Origin of the sequence: Ruania suaedae, assembly GCF_021049265.1 — a bacterium.
GTDB lineage: Bacteria > Actinomycetota > Actinomycetes > Actinomycetales > Beutenbergiaceae > Ruania > Ruania suaedae.
Genome location: NZ_CP088018.1, coordinates 2,258,365 through 2,272,503, shown reverse-complemented (window position 1 = coordinate 2,272,503; position 14,139 = coordinate 2,258,365). Strand labels below are relative to the sequence as shown.

The following is a 14,139-nucleotide window of genomic DNA, read 5'->3' as shown; positions in this document are numbered from 1 at the left end:
ATCACGCCGGAGCCGGGGCCGGCGTCGAGGTCGGCTCGGCGCCGCCGGGCAGCACCCGGCGCAGGATGTCGGTGATCGTGACCACGCCGGCGAACCGGTCGCCGTCCATCACCACGGCCAACTGCTCGCTGGTGCTGCGCATCCGCGCGAGCGCCTCGTGCACCGGGGTGGTGGTGGCCAGCGTCAGGGGCTCACGCGCCAGCTCGGCTGCGGGGCGGTCCTGGGACTCCATCAGGGTGTCCCGCACGTGCACCACGCGCGGGGTACCCGCGTGCTCGGTGTAGACCAGGATCCGCAGGTGCCCGGTACGTACCGAGGCCTCCCGGACATCACCCACGGTCGCCTCGGGCGGCACGGCCGTCGGGATCGCGCCGGGCTTGATCAGCGCGATGACCTCGAGTGACTCCAGGTCGATCGCCCGGGCGATCTGACTGCGGAAGGAGGGCTCGAGCGAGCCCACCGCGGCCGAGTGCTCGACCAGGTGGCGGATGGTGGCGGCGTCCTGCCCGCCGACGGCCGCCTGCTCCACCGGTTCGACGCCGGTGGCGGCCACCAGCTTGTTCGCGATGCCGTTGATCCACACCAGCAGCGGGCGGAAGACCCAGATGAAAGCCCGCGCCGGGATCGCGATGATCGAGGCGGAGCGCTCGGGGTGCGCGATCGCCCACGACTTCGGAGCCATCTCCCCGACCACGAGGTGCAGGAAGGTCACCACCAGCAGCGAGAGCACGAAGGCGATGGCGTCGGCCGTCCACAGCGGCATGCCCGAGGCCTCGAACAGCGGCAACAACCAGTAGTGGACCGCCGGCTTGCTGATGGCACCGAGGGCGAAGGTGCAGGCGGTGATGCCCAGCTGGGCGCCGGCGAGCATCATCGTCAGCTCGTTCACCGAACGCAGCGCGGCCCGGGCCGAGCGGCTGGTGGCGGCGGACTCCTCCAGCCGGTGGCGGCGGGCACCGAGCAGCGAGAACTCCACGATCACGAACAGCGCACTCAGGGCGATGATCGCGATCGTCGCCACGGTGACGAATACGGGGTTCTCGGTCATGAGCCGGCCTCTTCCTCGACCTCGGCGGGTTCGCACTCGTGCAGTCGCAGGCGCACCGTGGCCGGCACGTGGCGTTCCACCTCGAGCACCTCCGCGGTCAGGGCGTTGCGGACGGGTTCGTCCTCGGCGAGGTCGGCGGGATCGATGGGCAGCAGCACCTCCACGGACTCACCGGTCTCGATCAACTGGCCGTGCACGTCCAGCAGCAGGCCGGCGATCGTCTCGTAGTCCCCGCGCGGCAGATCGTGACCGATCGTGCGCTCGACCTCGTCCACGTGCACGTCCCCGTCCAGCACCCAGCAGTCCTCACCCTCGGTGCGGATCGTGGCGGGCTGCTCGTGATCGTGCTCGTCGGTGACCTCGCCGATGAGCTCCTCGGCCATGTCCTCCACCGTCAGGATCCCGGTGAAACCGCCGTACTCGTCGATCACGCAGGCGAGCTCGTTCTTGGAGCCGGTGAGCTCGGTGAGCGCGTCGGGCAGGGCCATCGCGGTGGGGACCACCACCGGCGGGCGCATCAGGTCGGTCACGGGAGCGTCCTCGGCCAGGTCGGTCGCGAGCAGGTCGCCGAGCTGGACCACGCCGATCGCCTGGTCGTGATCGTCGACCACCGGATAGCGGGTGTGCTCGGTGGCCATCCGCTCGCGCACGTCGGCGAGGGTGAAGTGGTGGGGGACCGCAGCTACCCGTGAGCGCGGGATCATCGCGTGCTCGACGTCCTGATCGGGGAAGTCGAGGATGCGGTCCAGCAGCATCGACAGCTCCTCCGGGAGGTGGCCGCTCTCGCGGGAGTCGGCCACGATGTGCTCCAGGTCATCGGGGGTGGCCGAGGAGTCCAGATCGTGCACCGGCTCGATCCGGAAGATTCGCAGCAGGCCGTTGGCGGCGTGGTCGAAAACGGTGATCAGCCAGCCGAAGACGGCCAGATAGATCGTCGTGGACCGGGCCAGGCCGAGCGCCAGCGGCTCGGGGTTGGCGATCGCCAGGTTCTTCGGGAACAGCTCACCGAAGATCATCTGCACCACCGTGGAGATCGCCAGCGCACCGATGGTGCCGATGGAGATCCCGACGGCGTCCGGGATTCCGACCCCGCCGAGCAACTCGCCGAGGGAGTTACCCACCAGCGGCTCGGCCACGTAGCCGATCAGCAGACCGGTGACGGTGATCCCCAGCTGGGCGCCAGAGAGCATGAACGAGGTGCGCCGGGTGATGCTCAGGGCCCGGCTCGCAGCGGTGTCGCCGGCCTCGGCGCGTGCCCCGAGGCGGGACCGGTCCACGGACATGTACGCGAACTCCTGCGCCACGAAGTAGCCGTTCGCGGCGATGATCGCGAGGATCACCAGGACGCCCAGCAAGAGCGTCAGGATGGTCATGACGTCGCTCCGGTGGGGAGCGCGTCGTTCAGGGTCGGTCTATGACAGGGGTCGGCCGTATCGGCCGAGGGACTGTCGTACTCCATCGGGGAAGCTTGCCTCTCGTTGGTCCGGAGCACCATCTTGCGTGATCGGTGGCCCGTCCGTCCAGTATGCGGTGCTCACCAGCCGGGATAGGGCTCCCGGGCGTCGGTCACGTGCTGGGGGAAGGCCGCCACGGTGAGCCGTCGCAGCCCGGTGGCCAGCAGCCGGTGGGCGCAGAATCCGGCGGCGCGCACCCGGTCGGTGGTCACGTCCACGCTCACCACCCGGGGCGAGAGGGACAGCAGCGCCGGCATCGGGGCGGGCGGCGCCGCGGCCTCGGGTTCCGGCCCGGCGCCAGGTGCCGGCCGGGTCCGGACCCGCACCCGGTCCGCCACCACCGGGTCGAGCCCGCGCTGCAGGTGGCACATGGGATCGACCATCAGGTGCCGGCCGGCGAACGCGCTCGCGTACCGGCGCCCCGAATCGTAGGGAGCCAACCCGGCCACCCCACCGTTGCCGAGTTCGGGTCCGCGCCGGATCAGGCTGTCCCGCCGGGTCAGATCGCGCGCTGAGGCGTGCTGGATCAAGGCTGCGCACACCGCCCCGCTTGCCGCCTCCTCGGCTCCGGCTGCGCCGGCATATCCCAGGGCGAGCACATCCCCGTCGTCGGCGACCGCCAGCCGCACCGGGAGACCGGTCGCCGAGGGCACGGCCAGCATCCGCAGCGCGATCATGCTGTCCCGTGCGGCCACCGGCGCGGGTAGTGGCACCTCCGGCAGCGATGGTCCACCGTCGTACCACCACCGTGCCACCGCGTCCTGGGCCAGCAGCTCGGCGGCGGCCCGGTCCAGCGCCTCGCGTGCGTTTCGGCCGGCCTGGAGCCCGACCAGGTTGTGGGAGTTGGTGGCGGGCAGGCCCGCCAGCGCGCTGGCCAGGTAGCCCGCGTGCACCAGGCTGAGCGGCACCCAGCACGGGGAGGAGGGGGCGCCGTCGCGGGGGTGCTCCCGCCCGCGCAGCCACCAGGTGCTCAGGTCCTGCTCATGGGGGCGGAACGGGAAGCCGGGCTGCGTGTGCAGTGCCGGGTCGTGCGGGCGCCACTGGCCCACGGTGAGCACCCGCGCACCGCCATTGATCAGCTCGCGGGTACTCGCCTGCCGCCGCTCGCCCTGACCTTGATAGGCCCCGCACAGGTGGGCGAGCCCGGACAGGACGGCCACGCGTTCGCCGTCGGCGGCCTCGAGGGTGCCGGCCGGTGCGAGCGGATCGGGCTGCCAGCGCGGGTCCACGCTGCTCAGATGCGGCAGCTCGGCGTGCAGGTGCACGAACGCACCGGGGGCGTGGGGGTCGCGGCGGCGCACCACCCGGTGCACCAGCCCGGTGACCGGATCGACGACGGCCGGGGGCACCAGCGCGTGCGGCTGCCACTCCTGGCCCGTCCACCGCTCGAGCATGCCGGGTGCGGGAGCCGGGCCGGGGCTCCCCGGCGCCGGTTCCGGGGCGGTGAGGACCAGGACGGCGCGGCCGGCCAGCGCCCGCGCGTGCTCGGGCTCGGGGATGCGCGCGCGCAGCGCCTGTGACGCGGCGCGGACGAGCTCCCCGGCCCGGCCCGGGCGCAGGCACATCCGGTAGGTCGATCCGGCGAAGGGCCACCGGACCACCTGGTCACCGGCGCCGGCCCCACCCGGGCCGTCCAGTGCGGCGGCCCAGTGCTCGAGCTCGGTCAGGCTGGCGACCGCATGGTCGCGGTGCAGCGGCGGAGCGGGCAGGGCCGGCCCCTCCTCGGCCAGTGTGGTCAGCGCCGTGCGGGCGGCCGCCTGGCCGAGCTCGCCGGCGCCGACCCCCAGCACCCACCGGCGGCCGTCGTCACGGCAGGCGAGGACGCGGTCCTCACCGAGGGCATGGACCGCCAGCCTCATGCGTGCGGGATCGGGAAGTGGTTCAGGTCCGACTCGGCCAGCCGGTGGCGGCGCCACCCGAGCTCGACCGCCAGGTCCTGCACTCGCCGCCCGCCCAGGAACGGGAACGCGGCGGGTGCGTTGCCCACAGTGCCCGGCACGATGGCCCGCACCACCCGCATGCCGGTGGAGGCGACGTCTGGGGAGGTGATGTCCACCACGATCACCTCGTGCCCGGCCTGCTCGAGCGCGGACCGGTAGGCGGCGGGGGTGCGCCCGGGCAGGGACGGGGTGTCGGCGAGGGTGCGGGTCACCGGCCGTTCGAGCAGCGGCGCCACGCGTGCCACGGCACGCGGATCCAGGTGCACCTGTTGCTGGACCATCAGGTCGTCGCAGTCGCGCATGTCGGCCCGGTAGGAGTCGAGGTAGCGCCGGTCCGCGCGCCAGGGCTTGAACGAGCGGCTGTTCAGCTCCCCGCGGCTCATCGCATCCCAGTGGGCGCCATCGGCGCGCAGCAGATCGCGGCTGCCCTCCTGCAGGGTGCACGCCTCGGTCCAGGCCTTCGCGGCGGCGGCCTCGGGGGTGTCGCGACAGGCGAACCCGACGTTGACGAGGGTCTCGAGGTCGTTGTGCAGCACCCCGGCGGCCACCGGCACCCCGAACTCGTTGTCGAGCATGATCAGACTGGGCCGCTGGCCGTGCTCGGGGCCGACCTCGTCCCACACCCGCGCCAGCTCGCCGGGCTCGGTGGCGTCGAAGGGGTGCCCGTTCAGCCACCACACCATCGTCACGTGCCGCTCGATGATCTCCTCCAGCGCGGAGGTGATCGCGTAGTCCATGGTCGGGCCCGCGGCGATGCCGGCGAACGGGCAGAAGTTGGTCACCGGGGCGGCCGAGTAGCCGGCGGTGAACCAGTTGACGTAGACCATACTGGCCGGCACCAGCAGCTCCTCGCCGGTGGTCAGCGACCGGCCGGGGACCCAGTGCACCTCCAGGTCGGGCGTCAGTTCCGCGAACGGGAAGCCGGGGGTGGCGTACTGCTCGGGTGAGTACAGCACCAGGGCGGCCGGGTCGAGCACGCGCATCCCACGACGGCGCAGTCCGGCATAGCTGCCGACGGTCACCGGCAGGGTGTCGAGGAGGTTGCCGCAGTACCGTTCGGCCGCCTCGCCCACGGCGCTCGCCCGCGCCTGGTCCGGGTCACCGAAGGCCGCGCCCTGGCAGGAGGTGTTGTTGGCCCAGCGCGAGACCCGGCGCATGGTGCACACGTCGCTCTGGGCGGTCGCCAGGGCCGGGGGGATGCTCGGGTGGTGGGTGACGTCCCGGGTGCGCTGGACCAGCCCGGTGAGGGGGTCGATCAGGTCCGCGATCGTGTGCTCGCGTGAGGCGCTGAGCACTCGCCCCGGTAGCGGGAGCACCGGGTGGCTGCGGGTGGTGGCGTCGGTGGCGATCTCCCAGACGGCGTCGCCCTCGCCCTGATGCGTGGTCAGGATCTCGAGCGCCTGGCTTAGCGCCTCGGCCAGGTGGCGGGGCGGGTGGCCGGCGTCGCCCCCGACGGCGGGGGTGCGCAGGGCCCGGTGGGCCTGGGCGTCGTAGGCGGCGGCCGTGCGCCGGTCGGCGAGGTCCTCGTAGCTTGCGCCCACGCCCGGAGTGACGAACGGGCCCACCCAGACCACGGAGCGGGTCACCTCGAGGGCGACCCAGGGGGTGCGGGCGTCGGCGCAGAGGCGGTCCAGCGCCACCAGCGTGGCGTCGTCGCCGCCGCGGATCGCGTACACGAGCAGCTCGCCGGTGCGGAAGGCGCGGTGGACCACTCGCTGCCAGTCGTCGGCGGGGACGGCGCGGATCCGCGGCGCGGCGGGCCCCTGCCACACGGAGCCGGCGAGGGTCTGCAGGGCGGCGACGATCTCCGGATCGCCGGTCACCATCAGGTCTCCCGGGCGCGCCTGGGAGCCGTCGCCGTCGTCGAGGGTCGGCGCCGCCTCGCCCAGGTCGGCTCCGGGCGGAGTGGCCGCGGTGAGGGCGCCGTCGCGCTCCAGCACCTCGCGCAGCACGCTGGTGGCCTGCTGCCAGCCCTCGGGAAGAGCGGGGCTGGCCTGTCCGGTGGCCCAGGCATCGAGGATCTGCAACACGCGGGCGGCGGGGACGTCCAGCGTGAACGAGGCGCTGGTGGGGGTGGTGACCAGGGTGCGGTTCGCCGTCAGTGGGCGGACCTCCACGCGCGGAGCGAGGGTGAGCGAGGGGGTCGACACGGGGAGCGGGCCTTTCGACAGGGGTGGCGGGGGTGGGGCGGTTGCCCCCGGCTGGGCCGGGGGCAACCGCGTACGGCGATCAGGACCAGGCGAACGCGGTCGAGACGTGGCCGTGGTTGTTCGCGTTGGGGGCCAGGATCTGGTCCTCCGAACGCTCCGTGGCGACCTCGACGAGGGTGATGCTCTCCATGGGTTTCACCTCCTTGCTGTTTCTCGGGACGAACCGGCCGGGCCGGCCGGTTCGGGTTCAGGGGCGCCTGCCTGGGCGAGCAGGCGCCGGTACTCGGGGCAGGTCTGCAGCAGCCCCCGGTGGCTGCCCGCGGCGGCGATGCGCCCGCCTGCCAGCAGCGCCACCCGGTCGGCGCGGCGGATCGTCGAGATCCGGTGGGCGATCACCAGCGTGGTCAGGCCGAGCTGTGCGACGGCGTCGGCCAGGTCCTGCTCACCGACGGCGTCCAGGTGGGCGGAGGCCTCGTCGAGCACGAGTACGCAGGGGTCGCGCAGCATCGCCTGGGCGATCGACAGCCGCTGCCGCTGGCCCCCGGACATCGTGGTCCCGCGATCGCCGACGCCGGTGTCCAGCCCGCCGGGCCAGGCGGTCACCGTCTCGGCCAGGCCCGCGGTGGTCAGGGCCGCCCACAGGTCCTCCTCGGTGGCCTCCGGGGCAGCCAGCAGCAGGTTGCTGCGGACCGTGCCGCGGAAGACGAAGGGGTGCTGGGCCACGAGCGCCACCCGTCGGCGCAGCTCATCCGGCTCCAGCGCGTCGATCCGGACGCCGTCGAGGGTGATGGTGCCCTGCTGGGGATCCCACAGCCGGGTCAGCAGCCGGGCGAGGGTCGACTTGCCCGCACCGGAGGCCCCCACCAGGGCAAGCGTCCCGCCCGGCGGGAGATCCAGGTCGAGCCCGTCCAGCACGGGCGGGCCCTCGCCGTAGGCGAAGCGCACCGCCTCGAGTCGCACGTGGCCGCGGGGGCCCGCGGTAGAGGATCGCGCCGGGGCGGCGGTCGCGGTGCTGGCGGCGGGGGCGGAGGTGCGCACGCGCTCGCCCTCGTCGATCAGCTCCAGCACCCGCCGGGCAGCCGCGGACATCTCGCCCAGCCGCTGCACCATCGCGAAGGCTCCTGCGGCCGGCGCGATCGCGGCGGCGACCAGGACCATCGCCGGCGGAATCAGCACCGGGTCCAGTGATCCGGCCACAGCGGCCTGCACGAGGGAGACCAGGAACAGCAGGCTCGTGGCCGCCACCACCAGATCGGCGAGCGCGGACTCACCCGCTGCCCGGAGCGCGAAGCGGCGCCTGGCCCGCTGCACGGCATCGGTGCCGCGCAGCACCTGGGCACGGTGGTGGCCGGTCAGGTCGAGTGCCGCGAGCTCCCGCCGGGCCTGCGCGCCCTCGAACGAGAGCGCCTGCAGTCGGCCGAGCTCGCTGCGGATGGCGATGCCCTGGCGCTGTTGCAGACCGGCGAGCAGCCAGGGGATCGCGAGGAGGAGGGCCACCCCGGCCGGGACGATCAGTGCGCGCGGCCCGACCATCGCCACCAGTGCGATCGAGACGAGGGTGGGTGAGAGCAGCGCGTTCAGGCCGGCACCGAGGGTGTGGGCGTAGAACCACTCGAGCACCTCCACGTCGTTCATCGCGGTACCGGCGACCTCACCGGCGCGCCGGCGGCCCGAGCGGGCGGGCACGATCTGCTCGACGGCGTCGTAGACGCGCACCCGCAACCCGTCGATCACCCGGTAGGCGAGGACGTGGCTGAGCCAGGACTCCACCCAGGTCAGCACGGCGACGGCCACCACCGCAGCCGCCAGCGCGGTCAGCAGCAGAGCGACCATCGAGGTCGAGCCGGACGTCACCAGCGAGGCGACGGCGGTGCTCAGGCCCGCGGCGGCGGCCGTGGCGGCCTGGAACCCGGTCATCGCGGCGGTCGAGCGCCAGAACAGCGACCGCTGCGCCCCGACCTCGCCGAGCAACCGCACGACCGGGCCGAGCAGCCCGCGGGCGCTCATGCGGGGATCCTCTCCGCCTGGGCCGCGTGCAGGCGCGCGAACGGCCCCCCGGCGGCGACGAGCTCGTCGTAGCGGCCCTGCTCGACCACCCGCCCCTCCTCCAGCACCAGGATCCGGTCGACGGCGGCGATCGCCGCGAGGCGGTGGGCGATGATCACCAGCGTCGGCCGGTCCGGTCCCGCGCGCAATGTGGTCAGCAGTGCCCGTTCGCGCTCGGCGTCCAGGGCCGCAGAGGCCTCGTCGAGCACCAGCACGGGCGAGCGGCGCAGGAGCGCCCGGGCGATCGCGACGCGGGCGCGCTGGCCGCCGGAGAGCAGCGAGCCGCCCTCACCCACCTGCGCACCGAGCCCTGCGCCTTCGGCCAGCTCGGGAGCCTCGGCGCGGGTGAGGGCCTCGATCAGCTCCGGATCGGTGGCCGCGGGAGCCACGATGGTGAGGTTCTCGCGGATCGTGCCGGCGAAGAGCACCGGATCCTGGGAGACGAGGGTGACCGGGGGAGCGTCCTGCGACGGTGCGAGGTGCACCGAGCCCGCCTGCGGCGTGAGCAGTCCGAGCACGAGGTTGGCTACGGTCGACTTGCCAGCCCCGGACGGGCCCACGATCGCCGTCACCGAGCCATGCGGCAGGGCGAGGCTGAGGTCGGTCACGGCCGGGCGGTCGGCGCCGGGGTATCCGGCGCTCACGCGCTCCAGCACCACCGCCATGCCCGCACCAGCACGCCCGGCGTGCCCGTCGTGAGGGGCAGGGCCGGCGCTCTCGGACTCGGCGAGCCGGGCGAGCAGCTGTGAGCCGGCGGAGACGCCCAGGTATCCGGCATGCCAGTGGTTCGCGAGGTCCTTGAACGGGCGGAACACCTCGAAGCCGATGAGGGTGAGAGTGAACAGGGCCGGGGCGGCGAGATCACCGGCCGAGACGCGCAGCACCCCCACCGCCAGCACGAGGGCCGGACCGGCCACCAGCAGGAAGCCGGTCAGCCCGGACTCCACCAAGGACAGGCGCAGCTGGCGCAGGGTGGAGCGCAGCAACCCGGCACTGGCAGCGATCAGCTGGTCCCTGCGGCGACCGGCGGCCCCCAGCAGCTTGAGGGTCTCCATCCCACGCATTGCATCCACGACGTCGGCGTGCATGCCGGCGTAGGAGCTCCAGTGGTCCTCCCCGCGTGAGCGCAGGGCGCGGTCCCACAGCCGCGGCAGCAGCGGCACGATCGCCGCCGCCACGCCCGCCGCCAGCCCGACCACCGGATCGATCGCGATCAGGATGCCCACGGTGACGGCGGCCGTCACGGCGGTCACGATCACCTGCGGGACGTAGCGGGTGACGTAGGCCTCGAGGTTCTCGACGCCGTCGATGAGCAGGGAGTGCCGGCTGCCCGTGCTCTCGGCCGGCCGGGCGAACGGGCCGAGCGCCGCGTCCGCGTCGAGCATGGTGGTGCGCAGGCCCCGCTTCATCCGACCGGCCACCGCATGCGCACTGAGCTCACGGATCGCGGTCGCCGCCGGGCGCAGCACCAGGGCGGCGGCGAGCAGGGTGAAGGGTGCGGCCAGGTCGACCAGGCCCTGCCCCTCCAGGATCCCGGCGAACAGACGCGACATCGCGATCGCCTGCGTGATCGCCAGCGCGCTGAGCACCAGCCCGACCGCGGCGCACAGCGCCTGACCGGCCTGGACGCCGCGGACCGAACGCGTCAGGCGGAGGAGGCGGAGGTGGATCACGGGTGCCTGCTATCGTGAGAGTGAGAATCGTTCGCAAGTAGGGATGGGCACAGTTGTACACGACGGATCGCGGTCATGGCCACCCCCGCACCGCCACCGACGCCCCGTTGGTGGCGGCAGCAGGCGCGACACGCCGCCGCCGCGGGCTGCTGATCCTCGCGCTGCTGACGGGGGTCGCTCTCGTCTGCATCCTCGCGGTCGGGATCGGCCCGGTTCCCATCGCACCCTCGGTGGTGGCCGAGGTCGTACTCGGGCACCTCGGGCTGGCAGATCCGGGATCCGTGGCCGCCACCGACGACTCGATCGTCTGGCTGATCCGCCTGCCCCGAGTGATCCTCGGCGCAGTCGTCGGAGCCTCGCTCGCGCTGGCCGGGGTGGTCATCCAAGCCCTCGTGCGCAACCCGCTGGCCGACCCCTACCTGCTGGGCATCTCATCCGGCGCCTCGGTCGGCGCCGCGGCGAGCATCCTGTTCGGGATCGGTGGCGGAGTGCTCGCCCTGACCGGCAGCGCCTTCGTCGGAGCGGTCGGTGCCATCGCGCTGGTGCTCTCGGTGGCCCGGATCGGGGGCAGGCTCATCACCTCCCGGCTGGTGTTCGCCGGGATCGCGGTCGGGTTCGCGCTGACGGCGCTGACGAACTTCCTGGTCTTCGCGAGCGAGTCCCGGGACGGCGCCCGCGCGGTGATGTTCTGGATGCTGGGTTCCCTGGCGCAGTCGCGCTGGGCCTCGGTCCCCCTGGCGGTGGTCGCCGTGGTGGTCGCGGCCGCGATCTTCATCGCCTGGGCCCGCCGGCTGGACGCCCTCGCGATCGGCGACGACACCGCGCTGGCGCTGGGCACCGATCCCGCACGGTTCCGGGCGCTCGCGGTGATCGTGGTCAGCCTGGTGGTGGCGGTGGCCGTGTCGGTCTCCGGCTTGATCGGCTTCGTCGGGCTCGTGGTCCCGCACATCGCTCGCCGGCTCGTCGGTGGCAGCCATCGCATCGTGCTGCCCGTCTCTGCGCTCCTCGGCGCGTTGCTGCTGGTCAGCGCCGATGCGATCGCCCGTATCGCCTTTGCCCCCCGTGAGCTGCCGCTCGGCATCCTCACCGCGTTGATCGGCACACCGTTGTTGATCGCGCTCGTCCGCCGGTCCCTCGCCCGCTGAGGGTCCGCTCGAAGAAGAATCTGGAGATTCGCCATGTCCCATGCCCTGTTCCGCCGCCGCGGCGTCACCGCTCTCGGGGTGGTCGGCGCCGCCGCCCTGCTCGCCGCCTGTTCGCCGGGGTCGGCCGATTCCACCGAGGGTGGTGAGTCGACGAGCGCCGAAGGCGCTACCTCCATCGGTGCGACGCAGTACCCGCTGACGATCGACAACTGCGGTGAGGAGCTCGAGGTCGAGCAGGAGCCGGAGAGCGTACTGACCATCGGAACCTCCGCCGTCGCGCTGCTCGATGCGGCCGGTGCCTCGGACCGGATCGTGGCGAGGGCGGGGGAGTTCGGCGCGGAGCTGCCCGCAGGGCTGACCGCCCCGCCCACCGATGCCGAGATCCTCGACCCCTATGACCCCAGCATCGAGGTCATCGTGGGCGCCGGGGCCGACATCATCGTCGGCTACGGCCTCTTCAACGCCGCCGTCGAGGACGTCGAATCCGCGGGCCTGGCAAATGTGGTCATCGACGGCGAGTGCAGCCATGACGCCGCGCTGACCGAGAAGACCGACTTCGAGGCGATCTTCGACGACGTCTCCCGCCTGGCGCAGGTCTTCGACACCCAGGAGCAGGCCGAGGAGAACCTCGACGGGCTGCGCAGCAGCCTCGAGGAGCTGACCGCGGCGGCGGGTGAGACGCAGGAGGGGCGCAACGCCGCCGTCGTGTACTACTTCTCCGCCGACGCCACGATGTCCGCCCGTGGCGGGCAGGGGATCGCCGACGACGTGCTCACTCGCGCCGGTTTCGACAACGTCTACGGCGAGGAGCCCTCGGTCTACCTCGAGGCCAACATCGAGACGCTGCTCGACGCCGACCCGCACACCCTCGTGCTCGCCTACGGGCTGTACGGGGAGAGCTACGAGGAGGCGCTGGCCACCTTCATGACCGAACCCGGCGTCGAGGACATGGCTGCGGTGCAGGCCGACCGCATCATCGGCGTGCCCGCGGCGGACCTGGCCCCGGACCCGGGCGCCGTCCGCGGCCTGGAGGCCGTGCTCGAGGGCACGGGTGCGCTGAACCAGTGATCGGGACGCAACGGCTGACCGTCCGGTACGGCCGGACGGTCGCCGTCGCGGCCGCTGATCTGGTGGCTGCGGACGGGCGCACGCTCGGGCTGATCGGGCCGAACGGGTCCGGGAAGTCGACGATGCTGCGCGCCATCCTCGGCGCCATCAGCGGCGAGGGCACGGTGACCGTGGACGAGGATCTGGTCCGGGACCTCAACCCCCGGCAGCGGTCCGAGCGCATCGCCGTCGTGGCGCAGGAGGAGCCGAGCGGGCTGCCGCTGACGGCGTGGGACTCGGTGCTGCTGGGGCGTTCGGCGCGGCTGTCCGGCTGGAGCCGCTACCGGCCGGCCGACGAGGAGGCGGCGCAGGAGGCGATGGCGCGCGCCGGGGTGAGCCACCTGGCCCACCGGCACGTGGACGATCTCTCCGGCGGGGAGCGTCAGCGGGTGCTCATCGCGCGGGCGCTCGCGCAGGGGTCGAGTCACCTGCTGCTGGATGAGCCCACCAACCACCTGGACGTGCGCTTCCAGCACGAGATCCTCTCGCTCGTGCACGGGCTGGCGCTGACCACGATCACGGTGCTGCACGATCTGAACCTGGCGGCCCGGTACTGCGACGAGCTGGCGCTGCTGCAGCGCGGGCAGATCGTGGCGGCGGGGCCACCGGCGGAGGTGCTCGTGCCGGAGGTGCTGGAGCCGGTGTACGAGATCTCGGTGCGACGCATCGACATCGAGGGTGTGCCGCAGCTGTTCTTCGGGATGACGTGAGCGTGCCCGGGTCAGGCAGCGCTTGACACTTGCACAAGTGGAAAGTGTCACCTATGGTTCCCGATATGGAAAGTTCTCTGGATCCGTCCGAGCACAGGCGCACGCTGGAGGTCGCGGAAGCGGCGCCCTATGTCGGGATGCCGCCGTCGCCGTGGTGGGTGCCGCCGGCCTTCGGCGGGTGGTTCGCCGCCTACCTCGGCTCGTTCGCGTTCTGGCGTGAGAGCGAGATCCTCTTCATCCTCGCGATGGTCGTGCTCACCGGTGGGGTCGGGGCATTCCTCGGGTGGTACAGCCGGCGGCACGGAGCGTTGCCGGTGCCGGGGCGCGGGAATCCGCCTCCCGAGATCCGGGGTGAGTACCGGCGCTACGCCGTCGGCGTGCTCGTGATCGTCGGCGCGGTGGCTGCCGTGTGGTGGTGGGCCGGGCTCCTCGTCGCCTGCCTCGCCGCCTTCGTGCTCGTGACCGCCGGGCTCTCGCTCTACCAGGTGCGCTACGAGCGCGCCGCTGCCACGGTGCGCGAGCGGCTGGCATGAGCCTCGGCGATCTCGACCCGATCATCCACACGCCGAAGCGGCTGGCGGCGATGGCGATGCTCGCGAACGCCGAGTACGCCACCTTCCAGTTCCTCAAGGATCACATCGGCCTCACCGACTCCGACCTGTCCAAGCAGATGTCGACCTTGGAGTCGGCCGGGTACGTCAAGGCCACCAAGCACGGGCGCGGCCCTGGATCGACCACCAGCTACGCCATGACCCGCCAGGGTGGGCGCGCCTACCGCGCTCACCGGGCGGCGCTCTACGCGATGCTCGCCGACGAGCCCTCGCCGTCCGGTCCCTGAGCACACCGGAGTAGGCAAGAATGCCTCC

The 14,139-nt window shown here is 72.9% G+C and carries 11 protein-coding genes; 5 read left to right on the top strand and 6 right to left on the bottom strand.

Translation table 11 applies throughout. The annotated features are described in order from the left end of the window. Position 1 precedes the first annotated feature (1 nt). The 6 genes from LQF12_RS10400 to LQF12_RS10375 all read right to left on the bottom strand — a co-directional run bounded on the left by LQF12_RS10400 (position 2) and on the right by LQF12_RS10375 (position 10,311). On the bottom strand, positions 2 to 1,048 hold the full coding sequence (locus LQF12_RS10400; protein WP_231052866.1) for a CNNM domain-containing protein: 1,047 nt from the start codon (positions 1,046 to 1,048) through the stop codon (positions 2 to 4). Beyond that, entirely contained in the window at positions 1,045 to 2,421 is a 1,377-nt protein-coding gene (locus LQF12_RS10395; protein ID WP_231052865.1) for a hemolysin family protein, read from the bottom strand. The genes LQF12_RS10400 and LQF12_RS10395 overlap by 4 nt, the downstream gene beginning before the upstream one ends. Positions 2,422 to 2,582: 161 nt before the next feature. Further along, positions 2,583 to 4,361 (bottom strand): YcaO-like family protein, encoded by a 1,779-nt coding sequence (locus tag LQF12_RS10390; RefSeq protein ID WP_231052864.1) that lies wholly within the window; start codon positions 4,359 to 4,361, stop codon positions 2,583 to 2,585. After that, a complete protein-coding gene (locus tag LQF12_RS10385) occupies positions 4,358 to 6,592 on the bottom strand; it encodes a YcaO-like family protein (RefSeq protein ID WP_231052863.1) in 2,235 nt (744 codons plus the stop codon). Before LQF12_RS10385 ends, LQF12_RS10390 begins: the two co-directional genes overlap by 4 nt. A gap of 195 nt (positions 6,593 to 6,787) precedes the next feature. Beyond that, positions 6,788 to 8,599 carry an ABC transporter ATP-binding protein gene (locus LQF12_RS10380; RefSeq protein ID WP_231052862.1) on the bottom strand — a complete coding sequence of 604 codons (1,812 nt, stop codon included), beginning with the start codon at positions 8,597 to 8,599 and terminating at the stop codon, positions 6,788 to 6,790. Next, positions 8,596 to 10,311: an ABC transporter ATP-binding protein/permease gene (locus tag LQF12_RS10375; RefSeq protein ID WP_231052861.1), complete on the bottom strand. Its 1,716-nt coding sequence runs from the start codon at positions 10,309 to 10,311 to the stop codon at positions 8,596 to 8,598. Before LQF12_RS10375 ends, LQF12_RS10380 begins: the two co-directional genes overlap by 4 nt. A gap of 53 nt (positions 10,312 to 10,364) precedes the next feature. Here LQF12_RS10375 and LQF12_RS10370 point away from each other — a divergent pair, with 53 nt between their 5' ends. The 5 genes from LQF12_RS10370 to LQF12_RS10350 all read left to right on the top strand — a co-directional run bounded on the left by LQF12_RS10370 (position 10,365) and on the right by LQF12_RS10350 (position 14,111). Further along, positions 10,365 to 11,456, top strand: coding sequence for a FecCD family ABC transporter permease (locus LQF12_RS10370; protein WP_231052860.1), 1,092 nt, complete (start codon positions 10,365 to 10,367; stop codon positions 11,454 to 11,456). A gap of 33 nt (positions 11,457 to 11,489) precedes the next feature. Further along, a complete protein-coding gene (locus LQF12_RS10365; RefSeq protein ID WP_231052859.1) occupies positions 11,490 to 12,524 on the top strand; it encodes an ABC transporter substrate-binding protein in 1,035 nt (344 codons plus the stop codon). After that, on the top strand, positions 12,521 to 13,273 hold the full coding sequence (locus LQF12_RS10360) for an ABC transporter ATP-binding protein (protein WP_231052858.1): 753 nt from the start codon (positions 12,521 to 12,523) through the stop codon (positions 13,271 to 13,273). Before LQF12_RS10365 ends, LQF12_RS10360 begins: the two co-directional genes overlap by 4 nt. Positions 13,274 to 13,338: 65 nt before the next feature. Further along, a complete protein-coding gene (locus tag LQF12_RS10355) occupies positions 13,339 to 13,806 on the top strand; it encodes a hypothetical protein (protein ID WP_231052857.1) in 468 nt (155 codons plus the stop codon). Next, positions 13,803 to 14,111: a transcriptional regulator gene (locus LQF12_RS10350; protein WP_231052856.1), complete on the top strand. Its 309-nt coding sequence runs from the start codon at positions 13,803 to 13,805 to the stop codon at positions 14,109 to 14,111. Before LQF12_RS10355 ends, LQF12_RS10350 begins: the two co-directional genes overlap by 4 nt. Positions 14,112 to 14,139: the final 28 nt, after the last annotated feature.